The organism is Methylobacterium hispanicum, from assembly GCF_022179285.1.
Lineage (GTDB): Bacteria > Pseudomonadota > Alphaproteobacteria > Rhizobiales > Beijerinckiaceae > Methylobacterium > Methylobacterium hispanicum.
This window is the reverse complement of record NZ_BPQO01000022.1, coordinates 86,381-106,856: the sequence shown is the minus strand read 5'-3', so window position 1 is coordinate 106,856 and position 20,476 is coordinate 86,381. Positions and strand designations below refer to the sequence as shown.

Here is a 20,476-nt window from a genome sequence, read left to right as displayed (position 1 = left end):
CGACGATGCCCGCATCGAGAGAGGCCCCGGTACACGCGGTGATCGGGGCCGGCTACGGGGACGAGGGCAAGGGTGTCGCGACCGACGTCTTGGCCGCCCGCTACGGCTCGGACGCGGTCGTCGTCCGCGCCAACAGCGGCGCCCAGGCCGGCCATACCGTGACGACGCCCGACGGCCGCCGCCACGTCTTCCACCACGTCGGCTCCGGCAGCTTCGCCGGCGCCGCCACCTTCCTCGGGCGCCGCTTCGTCTCGAACCCGATGCTGCTCGGCCGGGAACTCGAGGACCTCGCCCTGAAAGACGTCCGCCCGCGCATCCAGGCGGACGCGCGGGGCCTCGCCTCGACCCCTTACGACGTGATGCTCAACCAGTTCGTCGAGACCGACCGCGCTGGCGGGCGGCACGGAAGCTGCGGCATCGGCTTCGGTGAGACGATCGAGCGGAATCTCCGCCCCGAGTTCGCCCTCGCTCTCGACGGGCTGCGGGATCCGGCCGCGCTGCGCGCCGGCCTGGACCGCATCCGGCGCCTCTGGCTGCCCGAGCGTGCAGCCCGGCTCGGCATCGCGCTCGATGCCGAGCGCGAGAGCCTCGTCCATTCGGACGAGATCCTCGAGCGGTACGTCGCCGACGCCCAGGGCTTCCTGGCCTCCGTCGATCTGGTCGGCGACGCCACGGCCCTGCCGGACGCACCCCTGATCTTCGAGAACGCCCAGGGCCTGCTTCTGGACCAGGACCGGGGCGCCTTTCCCTTCGTCACCCGCTCCAATACGGGCCTGCGCAACATCCTCGAGACCATGCGTGAGATCGGCGCAGGCGAGGTCGACGTCGTCTACGCCACACGCGCCTACGTCACGCGCCACGGCGCCGGGCCGCTGGCCTGGGAGGAGGCGGAGCAGCCCTGGCGCGGCATCGTCGACCGGACCAACGTGCCCAATCCCTGGCAGGGCACGATCCGCTTCGGCCTGCTCGACCTCGACGTCCTGGCGGGCGCGATCCGCGCCGATCTCGGCGATGCCGCCGACGTGAACGTCCGGCCGCGTCTGGCGGTCGGCTGCCTCGATCAGATCGAGGCAGCCGCACGCTGGGTCGAGGGAGCGGAGGAAAGGTCCGGAGGCGAGGAGACGCTGCTGGCGGCCTGCAGCCGCCGGACCGGCATCGCGGAACTGCAGCTTTCCCGCGGAGCGGACAGGACCCGCACGAGCTCGGCGGCCTTCGCCCTCTGACAAGCCACGCAGGCCGGCGCTCAGTGCACGCCGCCGGATCCGCCGGCGGTCGCGCCTTCGCGCAGGCGACATCTCTCCGCGCGCGGGCGCAGCACCTCATCCAGCACCCGAGCCGAAGCGCGTCCGACTGCACGGGACAGCGTGGCGAGGTCGACGGGGCAGGGCAGGCAATCGGCCTCCTCCTCGCAGGCTGCGTCGATCTCCTCCTGCAGTGCCGACAGGTGGACGCCCGGAAAGGCAGCCTCCCACCAGACCCGCTCCGGCGCGTCCCAGGGCAGGTCGTAGAGCCGCTGGAGCCCGTCGCAGACGCCGCTGCCGCGGATGTTCCGCAGGAGCCCGCAGACCACCGCGTAGGAGGGCCCCCGGCCGCTCGCGGGCCCAGGTGCGAAATCGATGGCCCTGGCCGCCGGATCGCCGACGGCCGTGGCCGCCCCGAAGGCCGCCGCGTCCATCGCCATGCGCAGCAGGTCCTCCTCCGGGGCCGACAGGACCGCCGGGCCGACGACGACCGGGACGACGTGGACGTCGCGCGCGGCACGTCCGCCGAGGCGCCGCCAAGCCGCGATGCACAGGGCGTGCAGACCGTCGTCGACCTCGGGAAGGTAGCAACCGCCGTCGGGTTCCGGTCCCGGCACCACCCGATCGGCCTCCAGCACCGCCAGATGGATGCCCACCAGGACCTGGGAAACCGCGTCGGCTGCGGCCTGCGAGCGGGGGTGCAGCCGGTCCGTCCTCACGGCGGTGCGGCTCGGCGGCGCCGCGAGCGGCGAGCCGTGGCGCACGAGCGCGCCCGCCATGACGTGGAGCAGCGCCGCAGCCCCTTCGGATCCCTCCTCATGGGTTTCCGCGACGAGGCCACCCACCGTGTTCCACAGGAAGAGGAGACCGGCGCCGGCATCGACGTGCCTGAACAGGAGGAAGGGATGCCGCGTCTCGAACCGGCCGGACGCCAGGAGCGCCGAGGCGTCGCGGAAGGCCACCCCCGCCGCCTCAAGCGGATCGAGGACGAGCAGGAACACGCCGCCGTCGCCGAAGGCCTTGGCGACGGAACGCGCCACGACCGGACCTGAGACGATCTCCGGCGCCTCCAGCAGGCGGTAATGCTCCTCGCCCCGACGCCTTTCCCGGCTCGGTACCGGGCTGCGGGCGGCCGGGGCGTCGTCCGGCGCTTCCATGTCCGCTCCTTCGTGTGAAGAAACGATCCATCGGATCGGGAGGCTTGTCGAGAGCGAAGGGGGTTCCAGGCTGCTTCCGGGATCAGTCCTGCCGGGACGCGAGCATGCGCGCGCCGCGGTGTGCGACAGCGCTCGCGATGCGGCGCCTGACTTCCTCGGGAGCCTGGGCCCACGTCGAAGGCGCAGGCTTGGCGGCGAAGGCGGGTGTGTCGAAGCCGCCGCCACCCGGCGAGAACGGGCCGAGGTCCGGAACCGCCGAACCCGCCGCGGCCCCCTGCACGCGGGCGATAAGCGCCGGGAGAAGCGTCGGCGAGAGGTTGGTCAGGTCCGGAAGGGAACTCTGCGTCGCGACGGGCAGGCCCAGTCGCACCGGCATGCCCAGGGATGCGGGCGGGAGATCGGGAAGCGAAATCCTCTCGGGCGATGCCCAGTAGATGGCCCCGATCACGGCCGCGGCCCGCATCGCCTTGAACAGCATGGGATTTCCTCGACCTCGACTGCTCCACAACGCGCAGCAGCGGGCCGAGGTCCGGAGACCCTATCGGGCGCCCGGCAAAAAATTGTTAAGCAGTCTGTTGGTGGCTTAGGCCGCCGTATCCGCCATTGCTGCGAAAGCGTGGCCGGCGGGTTTGGCGTGCCAAGGTCCGAGCAGGTGCGACTTGTTCCCAGAGCCGCTGGCAGGGTGGCCTCCTCCAGAGCGCGACTGCTGCGGAGGCAGTGCAGTCGCAGCACGGCGGACGCTCGCCGCGGCTACGCGGACGCGGCTCCTTCGAGTGCGTTCCCGGATGTGCGGAGGGGCTGGACATGGGTCCAGCCCCTCCGTTCCGGTCAGTTCGATGCCTGGATCGTGCAGATGACGGGGCCTCTTACTGGAACGTCACGTTCGGCGAGTCGATCGTCAGGCTAGGCCCCGCGGAACACGGGAAGCAGTCCAAGTAGATCGTGGTGGTCCAGAAGGCGCTGGGCCGACCTTTCGACAGCCCGAAGGTGAACCCCCTCTGCTCGTACTGCTGCATCGTTACAAGGCCCGTCCCATCGAGGGCGTTCAGCGAACCCCACTGCTTGTTCGTGATCTGAAGTCTGCCGGAGAACCTCATCGACGAGTGGATGTCGGCCAGAGCTAGGTAGAGGTCCTGCTTGTCCTCAAGCACCCAGTTCTTGACGTGGAATCCGTACGAATACTCGTTCGACCCGGTCACGAGGGCCGCGACGACGGTGGCCGGCGTGGACGTGTCCATGCCCGTGCAGGTGACGTCGGTCGGCGCGACCGTCCCGGCGGGGCCGTCCGGATCGATCCGGTACGTGCCGTCGCCGGTACTTCCGACGTAGGCGTAGCGGCCTGCCGGCTTGGTGTAGGCCGCGCACGACTGCGCATAGGTACCGTCGGCGTAGTGGCGCGTCTCACCTCGTTTGACGATGGCCAGCGGCGCGTTCGGCGTGGTCAGCAGGTAGGTCAGAGAGGCGGACCGCCGCAGGCCGTTCGTGGCCGTCACGACGATCTCCTGACCTTCGACCGGCAGGGTGATCCCGGCCTCGACCGTCAGCCTGCCCGACGCGTCGAGGCCGTAGCCTGCCGGCAGCGACGATTCCGAGTAGGCCAGAGTCGGGTGGTAGGGATCGTTGGCCGAGGCGGGGAGCTGGGCCGAGTACGCCGAACCGTCGTAGGCGTCCGACAGCAACGTCGCGGTCGTCGAGGGGGCGTTCCCCCGTGCCACGGCATCGATGGCGAACTCGCCGACCGTGATCTCCGACGTTCCGGTGTTCCGCAGGCCTTGCGGTCGACGGGCACGACCTCCTTGGAATGCGCCTCAGCGAAGAGCCGTTCGATCGTTCCGGGCAGCGCCGCCGCGCCGACCTGTCTGCGTTCCATCGCGGTGAGCATCATGCGGTGCCGCAACTCGACCTGCGGAAGATCGGCGCTTTGAACCCGCTCGACGCCCTCGATCCTCTCCCAGGGCACGAGTTGCCCTGCGTCCAGGGCGGATCTCGGGTGGGGACGGGTGGCGACGAACATCACCACGCCGCGCGCGTCGAGCGAAGGATGCCGGTAGGCGTGCCCGACCCTCGGCAGGGCATCGTCCTGGGAACCGTCCAGGCGACCCTGGTAGATCCCGACCCGGGCGAAGTCGCCCTCGAAGGGAGGCGGAAGACCGGTATCGCGGATCCACCCGCCGTACAGCAGCACCGCCGCGTCGTCTCGAAGCCTGGGGAACTCCGCCACCAGCGCCGCCACCCGGGCGGGGGCGCCGACCATGGTCAGCTCCTCGAGATTCTCCCCGACCGAGGCGGCGCTCATGCCTGCGCGAAAGCCTTCCGCCACCGTGTGGACGTGGTCCGTCAACACCGCCATGCCCTCGTGGCCGACGTAGGCCGCATATTCGGGAATGCGCTCGACGAGCCGTTGCGCCAGCCACCGGGTGGCCAAGCGCTCGACGGAGGAGCGCTTCGGGCGTCCTTGGGCCGCGGGCTTCGTCTGGCCTGACATGTCGGGCTCCTGCCTGTCCCGTCCCCCCGGGATGCTCACCCGAGGCTATGGACGAGCTCCGCAAGTCTCAAACCGCGGCGTTCCGGCAAGCTGGAGTTAAGCGTCGCGGAAGGAGCCGTGGGACGGTGCCGCGTCCAGCCGTGACACCGGCCCTGGGCGGTTCTACTGGTACGTGAACGAAGACCGCCCGACGACGAGCAGAATGAGCAAGCCCGACCCCGACACGCTGATCGACGATCCCGAAGTGGTCGGCTACGCCGGCGTCGTCCTCACGTCCGCACGCGTGTGGCAGGGCATGTTCATCCGGCGCGACGCGTTCGACCGGGTCGACGGCATCCTGGAGCGGCTGAAGCCGGGCATGCGGGCCAACGGGCTCGATCCCGAAGATCCGAACGTGTTGGTGAACGCCCTGGCCGCAGGCGTGGCCGACGCCCTCCAGTTCGGCCGGGGCAGCGACTCCGGCGCGTTCCTGGCCGCGATCTCGAAGATCAAGGGCGCCCGCTACCTTCTGATCCGCGCACGGGACGCCGAGGGCGGCGAGGGGCTGATCACGACCGTGACGCCGCTTCTGGCGGCGTCCCCGCGGGCGGCCCGTTCCGTGTTCGAGAGCCAGCCGGACGTCCAGGCCATCAAGGTTTCGACCTTCATGGAGGCCATGGGACGGAAGCCCGGCCCCAACCACTAGGATCCGACGCCGAAGAGCCCGTCGCCGAAGGCGGCCGCGCTCGGCGCGGACGGAGGCGGGGCACGTTCCAGGGCCGGGACCCGCTCCCGGCCCTCTCGATTCCGGGGAGAGCACGAGACATGTCCGACGCCGTCGTCCTGCGTGCCGTTTCGGTCGCCGAGCTGTCGAACGAGGACGCGTGCATCGAGCACGCCGCCCTGGCGTCCGAGATCGCGGAGCACGACGAGCGCTACCACGGCCAGGACGCGCCCATCATCTGCGACGCCGAGTACGACGCGCTGCGCCGTCGCGCATCCGAGATCGAGGCCGCTCATCCCGGCTTCGCGGCCGAGAGCACGGTCGCCGGCAAGGTCGGCGCCAAGCCGTCCTCGAAGTTCGGGAAGATCGTCCACGCCGTACCGATGCTCTCGCTCGACAACGCCTTCGCCGACGAGGACGTGGCCGAGTTCGCCATCCGCATCCGACGTTTCCTCGAGCTGCCCGGCGATGCCCCGCTTCCCTTCGCCGCGGAGCCCAAGATCGACGGCCTCTCCCTCTCGATCCGGTACGAGAACCGCAGGCTCACCCATGCGGCCACCCGCGGCGACGGGGCGACGGGCGAGAACGTGACGGCCAACGCGCTGACGATCCAGGACATCCCCGACGATCTGCCGAAGGACGCCCCCGACGTCGTGGAGATCCGGGGCGAGGTGTATCTGAGCAAGCAGGACTTCGCCGAGATCAACGCCCGTCAGGAGGCGGCGGGCAAGCCGCTCTTCGCGAACCCCCGCAACGCCGCGGCCGGAAGCCTGCGGCAGCTCGACCCGAAGATCACCGCGGCGCGGCCGCTGAAGTTCTTCGCCTACTCGTGGGGCCAGACCAGCGGTCCGATCGCGGAGACCCAGCACGGCGCCCTGGCCCGCTTCGACGATTGGGGCTTCCACGTGAACCCGTTGACCAAGCTCTGCTCCACGGTCGAGGAGATGCTGGAGGTCTACCGGGCGATCGGCGCCATGCGGGCCGATCTCGCCTACGACATCGACGGCGTCGTCTACAAGGTGGACGAGCTCGCGCTCCAGCGTAGGCTCGGCTTCGTCTCGCGCGCGCCGCGCTGGGCCGTGGCGCACAAGTTCCCGGCTCAGCAGGCCGAGACGGTCCTCGAGGCCATCGAGATCCAGGTCGGCCGTACAGGCTCGCTGACGCCGGTGGCGAAGCTGCGCCCCCTCACGGTCGGGGGCGTCGTCGTGTCGAACGCGACGCTCCACAACGAGGACTACATCCGCGGCCTCGACAGCGAGGGGCGGCCGATCCGGGAGGGTCGTGATCTGCGCGTCGGAGACCACGTGGTCGTACAGCGGGCGGGCGACGTCATCCCCCAGATCGTCGACCTCGACCCTTCGAGGCGGCCGGCGGGCTCGGTACCCTACGAGTTTCCGAAGCTGTGCCCCGTCTGCGGAAGCCACGCCGTCCGCGAGGCGAACCCGAAGACGGGCCGCGAGGATTCCGTCCGCCGCTGCACCGGCGGTCTGATCTGCCAAGCCCAGGCCGTCGAACGGATCAAGCACTTCGCCTCCCGCGGCTCGATGGACATCGAGGGGCTGGGCGACGAGCGTATCGAGGACTTCCATCGCGACGGCCTGCTGCGCACGCCCTCGGACGTCTTCTCCCTTCGCCGACGCCAGGAGGCTGGCGAGATCGACCTGACGGCCCGCGAGGGCATGGGCAGGACGAGCGTCTCCAATCTGTTCGCCGCCATCGACGCCCGACGCACGATCCCGCTCGAGAAGCTGATCCACGGCCTCGGCATCCGGCACGTGGGCGAGACGAACGCGAAGCTCCTCGCCAAGGCCTACCGGAGCCTTCCAGCCGTCCGGGAGGCCGCGCAGGGCTCCGACGCCGTCCAGCGGATGGTCGACCTGATCAACGGCATCGGTCCCGTCGTAGCCGCGGCCGTCGTCGAGTTCTTCCGGGAGCCCCACAATTCGGAGGAGGTCGATCGGCTCCTGACCGAGGTCGAGACGACGGCTCCCGCGGCGGCGAAGGAGAGTCCGGTGACCGGCAAGACGATCGTGTTCACGGGCTCCCTGGTGCGCATGTCCCGCGAGGAGGCCGAAGCCATGGCGGAAGGGCTGGGCGCAAGGACCGCAGGCACGGTGTCGAAGAAGACCGACCTCGTCGTGGCCGGCCCCGGGGCTGGGAGCAAGCTCGCGAAGGCGGCTCAACTCGGCGTTCAAGTGATCGACGAGGACGGCTGGTTCGACCTGGTCGGGGGCGACCGATAGCCCGAACCCGGCGGTGGAGGGCCGACACGGGCGCTAGCTCACGCAGTCGGCCGTAGTCCGATCTGCGACAGGGATCACGAGGGCTGCAGCAACTCGAAGGTCACCCTGCAGCGGGGCCCCTCGTTCACCGAGCTGACCCGGCGCAGATATCCGTCCGTGCTGGTCGACATCCCGGAGTCGATGTAGATGAGCTTCCGCGTCGATAGCTTCGCCTCGAGCCTGTAGTTGCATTGCCCGTTCGACTGATCAAGAAGTATCGAGAAGGGCTTCCCGAAGCTGATCGGCTGCGACGGCAGGAGCTTGTCCTCGCTCTTGTCGACGAGCTTCCTGTATCTGACCGTGTGGGTGGTGGAGCAGAACTGCTCGCCATCGGCGTAGCGATAGACGACGACGGTCCTGCCGCCGTCCGCGATGTCGTAGTCGGGTCCGGCGCCGTGGAAGCGCTGGGGATAGCTGAAGTCACACCCCGGTCCTGCGTGGGAGTGCTCCACGCGCTTGGCGATCTCGTCGTTCGCCAAGCTGATCCGCTCGGTCCAGGGACAAGGCCGTTTCGTGGCGCACCCGGAGGTCTGGTGCGGGATCACGGTATGGAACTCCTCGTCCCCCTCCACCTTGCTGGTAAGGGTCTGAGCGCCCGTCACGACGGCCGCGATCTTTGGAAGCAACAGGAGCTTGAGCGAAACCGAGTAGGTCTTCGTTTCCGTGGGCTTCGTCACGAAGCAGTGCCAGCACTCGCGTGGCTTCGTGATCCCGGCGGTCAATTCGATGGGGACGTGCGCGAGGTCGTTCTCTTTGAAGAGGCTGGCCAGCATCTCGTTGGGGATCACGACCTGGGTGTCGGTGCCGCCGACCGGAGTGACGGCACCTGCCGGCAGCTCCTTTCCGTTCACGGAAACCCGGAGCGTCCGCACCTCCTCGTTCGGAGCATGACCGAAGCCGACGCCCCGGATCTTGATCTTGTAATCGTCCAGGCCGTGGATCTGGGAAAGCCCGGAGACCGAGCTGATCCAGAAATCGACCTTCCTGGACAGGAAAGAGAGGCGGTTGGTGAACTCGATCAGGTTCAGGTTGGCCACTTCGGCGATGTCGGCCGCCGTGCCGGGCGCTCTGTTGGCAGCGTCTATCAATCCGTCGATCTCGTCCGTGATCTTCTGGAACGCGGGCGAGATATCCTTCAACGTCTTGTCGCGCTGATCGCCGATGGCGATTTCCAGGTTCCTCGTGGCGACCCGCAGCTCGTTGCCGACCTTCGAGAGGAGCGCGTCGCCGCGCTGCGCGCCTCTGTCGATGACTTGGTTGGCCCTCGACTCCGCTTGATCGATGAGTTTCGAGGCGACGATGCCGCCGCCGGCGATCGCGAGGGGTTCGAACAGGGCCTGAGCCGCTCCCGCTTGGAGCGACAGCGCGGCCGCCAGAACATGGATGATCGTCTTCCTCATGCCCGCCCCCCGGCCATCGTTCCGGGGTACGATAGCCGGACCGATCCTCAGGCGGCCAGGGCCTGCTTGACCTTGCGGGCGAGATCGCCCGACGAATACGGTTTCGCCAACACCGCGGGCGAGCCGTCGTTGGCGGCCGGGCCGACGTGCCCGGAGCTGGTGGCGAAGAGGATCCTGAGTCCCGGCTTCAGCTTGCGCGCCGCATCCGCAAGACGGATCCCGTCCATTCCCTGTAGGCCGAGATCGGTGATCACGAGTTCGACGTCGTCCGCCCGCGCCAGCACGCCGAGCGCCTCCTCCGCGCCGGAGGCGGTGAGGACCTCGTAGCCGAGCTGTCCGAGCATCTCGCCCGAGATCTGCCGTACGGCCTCCTCGTCGTCGACGACCAGAACGCGTTGGCGGCGCGTGGCGTGCGGCACGGGACCTTCCGGGACCGTCGCGGAGGGTCTTTCGGCGGAAGCCGGCAAGTAGATGGAGATGATGGTGCCGCTTCCGATCTGGGAGCGCGCCGAGACGCGGCCGCCGGCGCTCTCCGCGAAGGCGAAGACCTGGGGCAGCCCGAGGCCGGTCCCCTTGCCGACGGGCTTCGTCGTGAAGAAGGGTTCGAAGATCCGCTCCAGCACATCCGGTTCGATGCCGGACCCGACGTCCTCCACCTCGACGACGACGAAGCTCGCATCTCCATGGCTTAGCGTCGCAGCCGCCTCGACGGCATTCGCCCGCCGGGTCCTGATCGTGACGCGACCGCCCGCGGGCATCGCGTCGCGTGCGTTCAGGGCCAGATTGAGGACGGCGTTCTCGAACTGGCCCGGATCGACCTTCACGAAGGGAACGTCCTCGCCGAGTTCGGCGACGAGGATCACGTTCTGACCGAAGGTGCGGCGGAAGAGCTCGGCCAGCCCCTCGACGAAGACGTTCGGATCGACGGACTGGGCCCGCACCGGCTCGCGCCGTGAGAAGGCGAGAAGGCGACGCGTCAGGTCCGCCGCCCGCACGACGCCGTCGTCGGCCGCGTCGAGATACGTGCCGACGTCCTTGCGCCCGTGATCCAGCCGGCGACGCAGCAGGTCTAGGTTGCCGCGAACGATGCTCAGCATGTTGTTGAAGTCGTGGGCGATGCCGCCGGTGAGCTGGCCCAGGGCGTCCATCTTCTGAAGCTGGCGGACCTGCGCTTCGGAGGCGTCCCTGGCCTTGAGAGCCGCCGCGAGTTCCTCGTAGAGGGCGAGCCGCCGGACGGCTGCCAGGGTGACCGCCAGCGTGGCCAGGATGCCCATGGCCGCGGCTGCGACGATGAGGAGCACGACGCCCCGCCAATCTGCGAGCGCCGCATTCTCGTTCACGCTCGTGGTGACGAAGACCGGGAAATCGGCGACCGCGTTGAACGCGATGAACCGCGGTTGTCCGTCGATCGCGGACCGCGCCTTGTATGATCCCGAGACCTGGCCGGCCGACAGCAGGCGGAGCGCCTCGGTGTCGAGCTGACGGCCGACGTCGGAGGTGAGCGGGCTTCGCGCCAGGAGCGTCCCGTCGCGGCGCCAGAGCGCGACCGAGTACCCCTCGGGCAGCTTCATGTTCTCGTAGAGGCTCTGGAAGTAGTCGAGATCGACCGACCCCACGATGACGCCGGCGAACGAGCCGTCGCGCGCCGCGAAGCGTCGGGAAACCTGCAGCACCCACCGCCCCGTGACCTTGTTCTGGATCGGTCGGCCGATGAACGGCTCCGTGCCGGGATTGTCGCGCGCGTGCTGGAAGTAGTCCCTGTCGGCGACGTTGATCTGCGGCGTCGGCCAGCGCCGGGAATGGCTCACGAGATCGCCCTTGGCGTCGATGGCCAGGACGGTCGTGAACCGCGCGATTCCGGCGACCCGCATCTTGAGGCATTCGTGGATGTCGAAGCCGCTCAGGCGTGGACGGAAGTCGTCCGCGGTCATGATCTGGTCGGTCCCGACGTCCTCCACGATCCGGTCGAGAACGATGGCGACGTTCGAGAGGGCGCGTGAGGAGGCCTCGGCCAGGACGACGTCCAGAGCCGCGATCTGGCGTTGCGCCGAGACGGTCTCGTGGCTGCGGAATCCGAGAACGAGCAGGACGGCGATCGCCATGATCGACGCCGCCGCCACGCCGCCGCAGACCTTTGCGAAGAGGGTCGGCCTCGGGAAGCGGGTTCCGCGACCTTTGAACAACGGCATCGACACGGGCCCGGCGCGAAGGAACGGCCACTCCATGGCCGTGGATTCGGGCAGCTTAGAGACGCGTCGGGCTGGGACTAGGGCGGTTCCGCAACACTAGTGGGGCGAAAACGAGGGCGCCGAGGCCGGTTCCTGCATGCCGGGCACGTCGTCGAGATCCGCATCGGGGTCGATCACGTACTCGTCGGACCCTTCGCGCTCCGGTCTTTCGAGAGCCGCTGCAGGTCCCGCACCATCCCCTTCAGCTGATCGGGGCTCGCCCGGTCCAAAGGCTTCTGGATCCCAGCGTCCGACGAATCCGTGCGCTCCCATGGCGAGTAGCCGGTCCTCGATGGCTTCATGGGCGTGTCCCTCCCGTCGGGCGACTGCGTAGAGCGCGTCATCGTAGCTGTCGGTCCTGTCGAGCACGGGTCGGTTGGATAGCAGACCCCAGAGGTCCTTCTCGGGGAACCAGAGGGTAGCCTGCAACTCCGCCGCGTTCATTGCAATGCCGTTGCTCTCCAGTATCCCGAGCGCTCTCTCGACGACGCTGCGCATCCATTTGCGCGTGCCCCCGCTCGACGGGACGTCCACGGGATCGCCGAGCGCCTGTTTGATCGCTTCGGCCGCGCCGGGCCATTCGAGCTTCGATTTGTAGGCCGAGAGGTTGTCGTTCGTTTCTCCCTCCCGCGCCATCGCCTTCCTCATCCGTTCCCAGAAGCGTGCGAGGTTCCGGCAGAGGTCGAGAAGCTCCGCCGGATCGAGGGCGGACAGGGCGTCCGGCTCGAATTCGATGCCGTCCTCGCGCATGCGGTCGACGACGGCCTCCGACAGGCCCCGGAGCGCTCCGGCCAAGCGGTCGACCTGCTTGACGGTCACCTCTCCGCGCAGCAACGTTCCTGTATACCGACCCCATGTCCTTGAAAACCAAAGGTCGACCGTCAGAGGCTTTAGGTTTCCTCTGAGGTTCTGATAGAATCCGCCGCCGATCTTGGGGCCGAAGACCATGGACCCGTACACGGCCTCGTCGGCGAGCTCCTTCCCTCCGATGACGATGCCGTTCCGCTTCCCGGCCTCGCGCAGTTCCTTCATCGTGAACTCGGTGTCCAGGAAGCCTCCGAGCGCCGCGACGTCGCCGTCGAAGATGGCGAGCATCTGATTGAAGCGGTCGAGGTTGCCCCGTACCGACGCCGCCTTGGCGCCGTAGCCCTTCGGCAGGAAGCAGCCATGCCGCAGGAAGTGGCGGTACTGCTCGAGGGCGTAGCGGATGTTGTCCCGCACCACGACGTTCTGGGACGTGATGGCGGTCGCGGCGAAGAAGACGATCCTGGCCTCGTCGGCCGTCCTGAACCGGCCTTCGGGAACGGCACGCGCGGCCGCATCCGATCCGATTTCCGGGTGAAGGACGGACGCGATCGCGATCGCACGCTCGATGGCGTCGGAGTACCAGTGAACGGAGTTGCTGCCGGGACGCACGAGCGCCGCGGCGACTTCGGCCGCCATCATCTTGGCGATCTTCTCGTCGCCCTCGGGGGAGGGACCGTTTAGCGGCCCGCCCAGATCGAGAAGCGACTGCTGCAGAAGGTACCGCGACACCTCCGAGACCGTCTTCAGCTTCCGTCTGGGGCGCCGACCCTGGTCGAGATAGGCGCCGGCGAACGCACGCTTCATCGGTACGCGCTTGATTCCGACCGGCCGCAGGCGCCTGGGCGCCACGCTGCGGGAACCGTCGTCCACTCCGTCCACCACAGCCTGCATCTCGCCGCCGACCCGGTCCCTGCGGAACCGTCGGGTTCCTTCCTCAAAGCAACCTCGCACAGTCCCTTGAAACGCGCCATTCCTTCCCGGTTGCGGCTTTCGGGACGCCCGCCTAGCTTCGTCGCGTATCGACCGCTTTCCGGATCCGCCGCCAGCCCATGCGCATCCTCGTCTCCGGTCCGCCGGCGGTCGGCAAGACCCGCCAGGGCATCCTTCTCTCCCGAGAGCTCGGCCTGCCGCACGTCTCGTCCGGCGCCCTGATCCGCGAGGCGGCCGCTGCCGGCGAACCGGTCGCCCGGCGCCTGCTCGACATCGTCGCCGACGGCTCGCTGGCGCCGAGCGAGGAGATCACCCGCCTCGTTCTGGAGCGTCTGTCCGCCGAGGATTGCCGCGACGGCTTCGTGCTCGACGGCTTCCCCCGCAAATGGCAGGAGGCGGAGGGGCTGCTCGACCACCTGCGGCCGGATGCCGTGTTCGTGCTGAAGGCCGATGCTACGATCCTGCGGGAGCGCCTCGACACACGGATCCGGCAGGGGAGGGCGGATGACGATCCGCGCGCCCTGCGTCGCCGCATGGACGCCTACGAGCAGGAGACCCGCCGCGCGCAGCTGGTCTTCAGGCTCGCGTGCGTGCCGGTCCACGCGATCGACGCCGCGCGCGAGGCGGGCGACGTCTCGAGGGATATCCTGTCCAGGCTTCCCGCGAGGGAGCCCGTGGACGCTTCCGCCCCGTGCTTCTCCTGAGGTCCGCGTGGACGCCGACAGCCCCGGGACGGGCCGCTACGAAGCGGTCGCCTGCACCTCTCTCGCCGAGATCGTTCTCTGGGTGCACGGCGGCACGAGGACCATGCTGGGTTTCGCCCGCACGGGCGTCGAGGAGGGCCACGGAGCCGTTCAGGCGATGCACCGGGCGGACGCTCGCGTGCTGGCGGCGGCCGAGGTCGCGGACCGCGAGAAGACGACGTTCGGCTTCTATGCCAACGAGGTCCTGCGGGCGAACCTGTGGCCGACGCACTGTAACGACGGCGACGAAGCGGCCGAGCAGATCGAAAGAGTCCGCGAGGGACTGGCCATCGCACTCAGGAACGAGGACCCGTTCCGCGCCGCCGTGGAGTTCGAGCAGCGCATCGGGACCACCTGCGACGTGCGCCTCGTTCGCCTGTTCGAGGACACCCTGCCTTGGGTGGCGGAGGCCGCCGCGACCCCGTCGACGCTGAACCTCGCCGCAGCTCAGCGCGAGCGGCTGTTCCTGGCAAAGTCGCCGATGGCCGCGGCCTTGAAACGGACGATCTCGACGCCGCCCGCCGAAGAGCCCACCGGCCCGAGGCCCTGATCGGCCTCGCCTAGGGGGTGGGAGCGGAAGCCCGGGAGCGCGCGTCCTCGACGGGACGCTTCTCCACGAACTCGAAGACCGCACCCGGCTCCGCCGACCGGTAGTATCCGCCGAACCCCACGACGAGGTCCGACATCACGAAGTCGAGGTCTGCGGTACCCGAGAGCACGGTGCGCTCGCCGGCGTAGACCGCCGCGCCTTCGTGGAACGGGATCGCAGGTCCGTAGATTTCGAGCAGACCCAGGTAGCAGCCGGACGTGTTCGAGACCGAGTAGCGGGTCGACCGGCCGTCGTCCCCTAACCGGCTCGGTGGAAAACCCATCGACGCCAGGGCCGCTTCGACGCGTGCCGGCTCCACATGCCCCAGAAGCATCACCTTCACATCGCCGCTCATGGAAGCTCCTTCGCTGCGGGGCGTCCGCCCTGTTTTCCGGATCGGGTTGCCGTCGGCTCGAAGGAGCGGAGCAACTCGGCGAGCTCCGGCTCGCGGACCATGCCGGCCGCCGCCGAGCAGTCGACCCAGGTCCGCTCGCGCTGACCCGCCTCCGGCCACGCGTCGAGTTCCTCGCGCACGAGGAGCGGGAACACGTTCACCACGCAGGGGACCGACTTCCGGCCGATGACCTTGTCGTACCCGAACGAGCCGAGAGGCTCACGCTCGATCTTCCCCTTCACGCCGGCCTCTTCGAAGGCCTCCACGGCGGCGGCCTTGTGGGGTTTGCACCCCTTCATCGGGTTGCCCTTCGGAATCACCCAGCGACGCGTGTCCCGCGACGTGATGAGAAGCACCCGTACGCCATCGGTGGCGACCCGATAGGGGATCGCGCCGTACTGCCGGGCCTGGCCGCTCCGGAGACATCTCTTCGGCTTCATGGGCATGGATCGAACTTGGATCCGATCGGTGCTTCAGGCAACGGCGAATGGTCATGCCTGATCGTCACATGCTGAAGGGATTCCGAAGCAACGGGCGTAATCCAGTAGGCGGCCCTTTTCAGAGATCGGGGAGGCGCGCCACCAGCTTTCGGCAGGGTCCCGCATCCGCGCTTGCCAAGCGTTCCAAAAGGCCTCGACAAGAACTGCGCCGCTCGGCGTGGTCCACCTGCCGTCGACGTCTTTCGCCTTCCAAAGAAGGCTAGGCGGCCGCCGGGACCGCGTGACGCACGTCGCCGATCCGCAGCGTGCTGTCAGGCAGGACGAAGGTCTCCGGCCCCGGCCGAATGCCGCTCTCCATCCAGCGAATGCAGGCCGCGATCTGGAAGGATACGATCGGCGGCACGGCGTCGCCGATCTGCCGGTAGCTGTTCTTGAGCGCGCCGAGAAAGCGGTAGTCGAACGGAAAGCCTTGGAGGGCCGCCATCTCTCGGACCGTCAACAGCCGGTCCATCTCTGGATGGGCGTAGCGACCGTTTCCGAGATGCGAGCTCTCCCGCATGATCGTCGGCGCCGGCCGGCTCCATGCCATCCGGCCGTAGGCGTCCGGGTGGTGGTTGAGGAGGTCCGCAGCGGCCTTGGCCGCCATGCCCGGCGTCAGAAGCTCGGGCTTGGTGCGAACGAGATCGGTCCAGGACCCTCCGTCGCGCGGGACGGCGCCGAGGCGCGCGCGGACCTCCGCCCCCATCGCCGGCGACCGGTCCATGGCGTCGGCCGGCATCGAAGCCCGCGCGGCGGCGAGCCGGCCGAGGGCGCTACGGACCGTCGTCGCCGCCTGGGCCGGCTCGTATCCGATCCACAGATCGGCCGGCGTCATTGGTTCCGCCACGCGGGACGCGACCAGGAGGGCTCGCTCCCTAAGCTGCGGCAGCCCGTAGGCCGTAAGGGTCGGGACCTCCGTCGCGACGCCGTAGCCGAGCGCGCGCAGCCGTTCCGTCAGACGATCGGAGTGGTGCCTGAAGGCTCCCAGAAGGAACTCGCGCGCGTTCTCCATGACGAGGTGGCGCGGACGGAAATAGGCGACGAAGTCGCCCACACGCCCGACCAGGTCGTTGCGCCGGCCGTCGACCAGATGGTTCGCGGGTTTGGCACGGGAGAAGTCGGTGCAGGGCGGGCAGGCGGACAGCACGTCGAGCCGCCCAGGCGCGAGATCGATGCCGCAGGTCCCGAACACGACCTCCCTGAGTTCGCTAGGTTCGAGGAGCGCAAGATCTGCGCGGTACGGCTCTACGCCGATGTTCGCCCGGTAGGTCCCGTTGCAGCCCGTGGAGCCGGCGCTCGGCTTGCCGCGCTCCAGATCGACGGCTCCGACGATCGAGAACCCGGCGGTCCTTGCGAAGCCGCAGGACATGCCGCCGCCTCCAGAGAAGAGGTCGACGACGGTGGCGGTTTCGCAGTCGGGGTAAGGTCGCATGCCGTTGCTCGGCTCCGGCTCGGCCGAAAGGGCGCGACCGCACCGCGCGGGAGCGACTTCCATTCCTTCGGAGGCTCGAAGGTGACCGCGAAACGAAGGAACGACAATAGGGGTCGAGTGATCGATTCCCTTCGCCGAGGCTCGGGTGCGCGTCGGGGCGTGGCCCGATGTACGCTCCTTGATGATTGCCTGCTCCCCGTAGCGTCAGCTGCCGAGGCCGAAGTTCGCATCAGGGCGCGGGCACGACGCCGGGGCAGGGGAAGTGAATGGCTCGGAGGGCGTCCACCATCGAAGGTTCGGCTTCCGCGATCACGCCGAAGATCACCTCCAAGCGGGCCAGCGACCCCGACGCGGTCTCGCGCACGGCGTAGACGCCGGGAAATTCCGTGCGGACGACCTCGAACTCGGGCGCCGCTTCGGGGGACCCGAACAGAAGGGCGTAGGCCCCCCTGGCACCCTCCAGCGTGTCTGGAACCATGACGCGCGACACGAGATCCTCGATCGCCGTGCCGGCGTGGGCCTTCGCGAGGGCCTGCAGCCGCTCGCGGCAACCGTCCCCCCAGGGATGCCGGAAGCGTCCGTCGCACATCCAGTTCGCCCACTCGTCGAGCGTGATGGCGACGAGCGGACGGACGTCCGCCTCCGGATTTCGATCCGACGCGAGATCGAGCATGTCGAAGAGGGTGTCGTCGCCGACGAGAGGATTGAGAGCGACCCAGGCCCGGGATGCGGCGATCGGAGAGGCCATAAGCCGCTCCAGACGGGTCACGGCTTCGTCTGTCTGCGGGATCGCCCAAGTGCCCATGTTCGCTCTCCTTCGGAGAGGCTACTGTCGTGTCGCCGCCCGCAAGGGACAACCGCCGACCATTCCTTCGTCGACAGATCGCGATGTCGCCGCTAACGTCGGGCTACCCTTTGTCGGAGCTGCTCGATGTCGATCCACGTGTGCGTGCGCGTCTACGCGAACGGCGAGGCGAAGGAGACGGTAAGGGACGCCGAGGGCCTTGCCTCTTGGTTGGACTACAACCGCGGGGCCCGACCCGGGAACGCGTTGTTCGTCGACGGTGTCTGCGAGGAAGGTGACGAGGGATATCTCAACAGGGCCGCCCTTGAGATCGTAGCGGCCGAGCTCGCCTCGGAAACGCAGGCCGGGCATGTGCGGACCCCGGTCGCCCTCTCGGGCGGCCGGTACCCCGACGACCGACCTCGGCGCAGCTTCCGTCTCCGGGCCTCGGCTACCCCTGCGGTCGTCTGAGCGGCGGTGCGGGAACAGCCGGCTGCACCCTCGGGAGAAAGGTCGGCAGCAGGAGAATTCCGGCGACCGACCCTGCGGCCATCGCGAGCAAGAGATTCTGCAGGATCAGATTGCGGTAGGGTTCGTCGAGGGTGTCGTCGGAGAGGGCGACGGCGAGCGGCACCGTTTCTCCGAAGAGCGTCGGCCTGAACGCGACAGCCATGGCGAAGCCCGCCAGGGCGCCTGCCGCGGCGGAAACGATCCGAAGCACGACCCAGCTCCGTTATCTCCATGGACCAATACTACAATAATGCGGGCTGTGAGTCGATCCGGCGAAATCGATAGATGCGGCTGGCGCGATGGCTAAACTAGCGCAGTCGCGATGCGTCTATCTCTGCTTTGTATGTATATTATTGGATCGCTGCTCGTCTACGCGTAAATAGCCCGATCACTCGCCTGCACATCGTGACGCGGGCTGTCCAACGCGGGGGTGGGGGAAAGATTTGCTTGTGCAGTCGGCGTTGGCCAATGCCATTTCCTGCTGGACGGGCATCTCGTACTACGAGGTCCGAAGTCCGCCTCGGAAAACGATTGCTTGCGATTCCGCCGACGATCTGCCCGTCTCCGGCTTTCCCTTCCTTGGCCGCCATCGGCGCTCAAGGGCCGTCCGAGCCGATCAGGCCGGCCGCCCGCGAGGGCGGGCGCAGCCCGGGATCGAGGGCCACCCGATCGCCGGCGATCCTTCCGTCGAGGAAGCCGTCGTCGAGATCGTTCGGCATCCGCCCCCGCTGGTCGCGGAACCTCATCCCGAGCCTCTCCAACTCGGCTTCGACCAGGGCGTCCTTGAGGACGACGATGCCTTTGCCCGGTGGCCGAGGCGGTTTGAGCGCACGGATCCTGCGGGCGAGGGAATCCGCCATCCCGTCGAGGAAGGCGCCCCTGCGCCGACGCCGGACGTTCGGCCGGTACAGGGCCCATTGCTTGGCGGCCCGGGAGAGATCGTCCCGCATGGCCCTGGAGCAGATCGCCAGGAGATAGTTGGCTATCTCCGACTCGTGGGCGAGCCCGAAGAAGAAGATCCGCACCGGATCGGCCCCGGTCGGGCTCACCCACGTTCGGCAGTCGGTGAGATGGGCGATCGCCTCCGCCACCAGCCAGATGCGCTCGCCGATGTCGGCCTCCAACGCTGTGTCCTCGCACGTGAACGGCGTCGCCCGGATCTCGACCTCGTCCATCGTGAGGTCGTTGTCGGCGAGCAGCTGCGCGACCTTCGCTGCGGCCTCGACAGCCTCGGCCTCGGTGCATCCGCGATCGACGGTCCTGTTCCGCAACTGCCGGATGCGGTCGAGGATCTTGTTGCGCCTATCCGTCACCCGATCGTTCCTCCGCGCCCCGCGATGCATCGGCGGGGCGCCCACGTGAATTCATCGTCGGGAACTGCCCGCTCGAGCGCGCTCGGCTGGCATATGCCCCTGCACATCCGCCCGACGCTTTGCATCCTGCGCTCCGCGATCCGGCTCACCTCGTCGACGAGGCTACCTGCGGGAAGCCGAGGCGGCCGAAGGCATACCCGATCATTCGGCGACGCGATCGGTCAGGTGCGGGCCGACGCAACGCCTCAGTTGCTGAAGGCGCATGACATATCGGTCTCTCGACCACGGGGAGTGAGGCGATATGAAATGTCTTCGCCTTCCGATTCCGGCTTCTTCACGACTGCGAGCTTCGTGCTCCATCCGTTTCCAAGTGCTTTAGCTACTTGCTTGGGCGTACCCCAAAACCCCACTTTGAATCCGGAAATGCCATTGGAGTGGCCAAAGAAGAGAGTGATACGGGTAACGTCCAGTCCGCGGTAGGGCCCCGCTATGTCGACCTGAACTTCCGACCAGTCTTCTTTCTTTTCGACTTTGCCCGCATAGAGTGTGTTGTATTTGAGGGGAACCCACGGCTTCTTCGGAATCCACGTATCCGTGCCGCGCAAACTAGCCGAGCTGCTGTAGAACCTTTTGAAATTGCTCGACATTCGGCATTCCTTCTCGATGCCCGCAAGCAACGGAGTCAGGTCCGAGTGTTGGCTCCTGAGTGTGCACCCTTTATCGATTCTCCAATCCTCTGCTCTGAAATGGCCGAGGCGATAGACGCCGTACATCCGAACTCCGTCCTCGATGCTGTAATCCTGAAACTCCTCCTTTTCTCCTTTCTTCACCAATTTGGAGCAGGAGCCGTCGCCAGCTTGATGCATGCATACATCCCGCAATGCGGTTCCCATGCAGTACGGGTTCGCTGCCCAGGCATGTATCGGCGATGCTGCAAGGGCAATGATCGCAAGGGCAAATTTCGCTGACACCGGTCGCTCCACTGCTATCCGCAAATAC

General features: G+C 68.0%; 20 protein-coding genes. 7 read left to right on the top strand and 13 right to left on the bottom strand.

Annotated features, from left to right (window positions below; all coding sequences use genetic code 11):
• Window positions 1–5: 5 nt before the first annotated feature.
• A complete protein-coding gene (locus MFF56_RS22355; protein WP_238231155.1) occupies window positions 6–1,223 on the top strand; it encodes an adenylosuccinate synthetase in 1,218 nt (405 codons plus the stop codon).
• Between the two features lie 20 nt (window positions 1,224–1,243).
• Here the strand turns inward: MFF56_RS22355 and MFF56_RS22350 are convergent, their stop codons facing one another.
• The 3 genes from MFF56_RS22350 to MFF56_RS22340 form a co-directional block, all read right to left on the bottom strand.
• A complete protein-coding gene (locus MFF56_RS22350) occupies window positions 1,244–2,398 on the bottom strand; it encodes a hypothetical protein (RefSeq protein WP_238231154.1) in 1,155 nt (384 codons plus the stop codon).
• Window positions 2,399–2,480: 82 nt separating this feature from the next.
• A complete protein-coding gene (locus MFF56_RS22345) occupies window positions 2,481–2,876 on the bottom strand; it encodes a hypothetical protein (protein WP_238231153.1) in 396 nt (131 codons plus the stop codon).
• 388 nt (window positions 2,877–3,264) lie between these two features.
• A complete protein-coding gene (locus MFF56_RS22340; RefSeq protein ID WP_238231152.1) occupies window positions 3,265–4,113 on the bottom strand; it encodes a hypothetical protein in 849 nt (282 codons plus the stop codon).
• 86 nt (window positions 4,114–4,199) lie between these two features.
• Here MFF56_RS22340 and MFF56_RS22335 point away from each other — a divergent pair, with 86 nt between their 5' ends.
• The 3 genes from MFF56_RS22335 to ligA all read left to right on the top strand — a co-directional run bounded on the left by MFF56_RS22335 (window position 4,200) and on the right by ligA (window position 7,829).
• On the top strand, window positions 4,200–4,880 hold the full coding sequence (locus tag MFF56_RS22335) for a hypothetical protein (RefSeq protein ID WP_238231150.1): 681 nt from the start codon (window positions 4,200–4,202) through the stop codon (window positions 4,878–4,880).
• Window positions 4,881–5,085: 205 nt separating this feature from the next.
• Window positions 5,086–5,568: a hypothetical protein gene (locus MFF56_RS22330; RefSeq protein ID WP_238231148.1), complete on the top strand. Its 483-nt coding sequence runs from the start codon at window positions 5,086–5,088 to the stop codon at window positions 5,566–5,568.
• A gap of 119 nt (window positions 5,569–5,687) precedes the next feature.
• The gene (gene ligA, locus MFF56_RS22325) at window positions 5,688–7,829 is read left to right on the top strand and encodes an NAD-dependent DNA ligase LigA (RefSeq protein ID WP_238231146.1); all 2,142 of its coding nucleotides are present in this window, start codon (window positions 5,688–5,690) and stop codon (window positions 7,827–7,829) included.
• Between the two features lie 74 nt (window positions 7,830–7,903).
• Here the strand turns inward: ligA and MFF56_RS22320 are convergent, their stop codons facing one another.
• From MFF56_RS22320 to MFF56_RS22310, 3 genes are all read right to left on the bottom strand, one after another.
• Window positions 7,904–9,268: a hypothetical protein gene (locus MFF56_RS22320; protein ID WP_238231144.1), complete on the bottom strand. Its 1,365-nt coding sequence runs from the start codon at window positions 9,266–9,268 to the stop codon at window positions 7,904–7,906.
• Between the two features lie 47 nt (window positions 9,269–9,315).
• Complete coding sequence (locus MFF56_RS22315) at window positions 9,316–11,370, bottom strand: ATP-binding protein (RefSeq protein WP_238231142.1); 2,055 nt, start codon at window positions 11,368–11,370, stop codon at window positions 9,316–9,318.
• 183 nt (window positions 11,371–11,553) lie between these two features.
• On the bottom strand, window positions 11,554–13,194 hold the full coding sequence (locus tag MFF56_RS22310) for a hypothetical protein (protein ID WP_238231140.1): 1,641 nt from the start codon (window positions 13,192–13,194) through the stop codon (window positions 11,554–11,556).
• 158 nt (window positions 13,195–13,352) lie between these two features.
• Here MFF56_RS22310 and MFF56_RS22305 point away from each other — a divergent pair, with 158 nt between their 5' ends.
• A complete protein-coding gene (locus MFF56_RS22305) occupies window positions 13,353–13,937 on the top strand; it encodes an adenylate kinase family protein (RefSeq protein ID WP_238231138.1) in 585 nt (194 codons plus the stop codon).
• Window positions 13,938–13,944: 7 nt separating this feature from the next.
• Window positions 13,945–14,526, top strand: a complete 582-nt coding sequence (locus tag MFF56_RS22300; protein WP_238231136.1) for a hypothetical protein — start codon at window positions 13,945–13,947, stop codon at window positions 14,524–14,526.
• Window positions 14,527–14,536: 10 nt separating this feature from the next.
• On the opposite strand, the gene MFF56_RS22295 is transcribed toward MFF56_RS22300, so the two are convergent.
• The 4 genes from MFF56_RS22295 to MFF56_RS22280 form a co-directional block, all read right to left on the bottom strand.
• On the bottom strand, window positions 14,537–14,920 hold the full coding sequence (locus MFF56_RS22295; protein ID WP_238231135.1) for a hypothetical protein: 384 nt from the start codon (window positions 14,918–14,920) through the stop codon (window positions 14,537–14,539).
• The gene (locus tag MFF56_RS22290) at window positions 14,917–15,399 is read right to left on the bottom strand and encodes an NUDIX hydrolase (protein WP_373324152.1); all 483 of its coding nucleotides are present in this window, start codon (window positions 15,397–15,399) and stop codon (window positions 14,917–14,919) included. Before MFF56_RS22290 ends, MFF56_RS22295 begins: the two co-directional genes overlap by 4 nt.
• Window positions 15,400–15,658: 259 nt before the next feature.
• Window positions 15,659–16,870 carry a DNA cytosine methyltransferase gene (locus MFF56_RS22285; protein WP_238231131.1) on the bottom strand — a complete coding sequence of 404 codons (1,212 nt, stop codon included), beginning with the start codon at window positions 16,868–16,870 and terminating at the stop codon, window positions 15,659–15,661.
• Window positions 16,871–17,099: 229 nt separating this feature from the next.
• Window positions 17,100–17,618, bottom strand: coding sequence for a hypothetical protein (locus tag MFF56_RS22280; RefSeq protein ID WP_238231128.1), 519 nt, complete (start codon window positions 17,616–17,618; stop codon window positions 17,100–17,102).
• A 183-nt stretch (window positions 17,619–17,801) separates the two neighbouring features.
• Between MFF56_RS22280 and MFF56_RS22275 the strand changes: the two genes are divergently transcribed.
• A complete protein-coding gene (locus tag MFF56_RS22275; protein WP_238231126.1) occupies window positions 17,802–18,125 on the top strand; it encodes a hypothetical protein in 324 nt (107 codons plus the stop codon).
• Here MFF56_RS22275 and MFF56_RS22270 read toward each other — a convergent pair.
• The 3 genes from MFF56_RS22270 to MFF56_RS22260 all read right to left on the bottom strand — a co-directional run bounded on the left by MFF56_RS22270 (window position 18,106) and on the right by MFF56_RS22260 (window position 20,448).
• Window positions 18,106–18,375 (bottom strand): hypothetical protein, encoded by a 270-nt coding sequence (locus MFF56_RS22270; RefSeq protein ID WP_238231124.1) that lies wholly within the window; start codon window positions 18,373–18,375, stop codon window positions 18,106–18,108. The two genes, MFF56_RS22275 and MFF56_RS22270, sit on opposite strands and share 20 nt — an antisense overlap.
• A gap of 385 nt (window positions 18,376–18,760) precedes the next feature.
• Window positions 18,761–19,477: a DUF7168 domain-containing protein gene (locus MFF56_RS22265; RefSeq protein ID WP_238231123.1), complete on the bottom strand. Its 717-nt coding sequence runs from the start codon at window positions 19,475–19,477 to the stop codon at window positions 18,761–18,763.
• Between the two features lie 245 nt (window positions 19,478–19,722).
• Entirely contained in the window at window positions 19,723–20,448 is a 726-nt protein-coding gene (locus MFF56_RS22260) for a hypothetical protein (protein WP_238231122.1), read from the bottom strand.
• Window positions 20,449–20,476 lie beyond the last annotated feature (28 nt).

What these genes read in the sequence shown, in the direction of transcription:
- ligA (WP_238231146.1), top strand. Translation starts at nt 5,688, where the DNA reads ATGTCCGACGCCGTCGTCCTGCGTGCCGTTTCGGTCGCCGAGCTGTCG.
- MFF56_RS22350 (WP_238231154.1), bottom strand. Translation starts at nt 2,398, where the DNA reads ATGGAAGCGCCGGACGACGCCCCGGCCGCCCGCAGCCCGGTACCGAGC.
- MFF56_RS22320 (WP_238231144.1), bottom strand. Translation starts at nt 9,268, where the DNA reads ATGAGGAAGACGATCATCCATGTTCTGGCGGCCGCGCTGTCGCTCCAA.
- MFF56_RS22280 (WP_238231128.1), bottom strand. Translation starts at nt 17,618, where the DNA reads ATGGCCTCTCCGATCGCCGCATCCCGGGCCTGGGTCGCTCTCAATCCT.
- MFF56_RS22345 (WP_238231153.1), bottom strand. Translation starts at nt 2,876, where the DNA reads ATGCTGTTCAAGGCGATGCGGGCCGCGGCCGTGATCGGGGCCATCTAC.
- MFF56_RS22290 (WP_373324152.1), bottom strand. Translation starts at nt 15,399, where the DNA reads ATGAAGCCGAAGAGATGTCTCCGGAGCGGCCAGGCCCGGCAGTACGGC.
- MFF56_RS22285 (WP_238231131.1), bottom strand. Translation starts at nt 16,870, where the DNA reads ATGCGACCTTACCCCGACTGCGAAACCGCCACCGTCGTCGACCTCTTC.
- MFF56_RS22310 (WP_238231140.1), bottom strand. Translation starts at nt 13,194, where the DNA reads ATGCAGGCTGTGGTGGACGGAGTGGACGACGGTTCCCGCAGCGTGGCG.
- MFF56_RS22295 (WP_238231135.1), bottom strand. Translation starts at nt 14,920, where the DNA reads ATGAGCGGCGATGTGAAGGTGATGCTTCTGGGGCATGTGGAGCCGGCA.
- MFF56_RS22315 (WP_238231142.1), bottom strand. Translation starts at nt 11,370, where the DNA reads ATGGCGATCGCCGTCCTGCTCGTTCTCGGATTCCGCAGCCACGAGACC.
- MFF56_RS22330 (WP_238231148.1), top strand. Translation starts at nt 5,086, where the DNA reads ATGAGCAAGCCCGACCCCGACACGCTGATCGACGATCCCGAAGTGGTC.
- MFF56_RS22335 (WP_238231150.1), top strand. Translation starts at nt 4,200, where the DNA reads ATGCGCCTCAGCGAAGAGCCGTTCGATCGTTCCGGGCAGCGCCGCCGC.
- MFF56_RS22275 (WP_238231126.1), top strand. Translation starts at nt 17,802, where the DNA reads ATGTCGATCCACGTGTGCGTGCGCGTCTACGCGAACGGCGAGGCGAAG.
- MFF56_RS22355 (WP_238231155.1), top strand. Translation starts at nt 6, where the DNA reads ATGCCCGCATCGAGAGAGGCCCCGGTACACGCGGTGATCGGGGCCGGC.
- MFF56_RS22305 (WP_238231138.1), top strand. Translation starts at nt 13,353, where the DNA reads ATGCGCATCCTCGTCTCCGGTCCGCCGGCGGTCGGCAAGACCCGCCAG.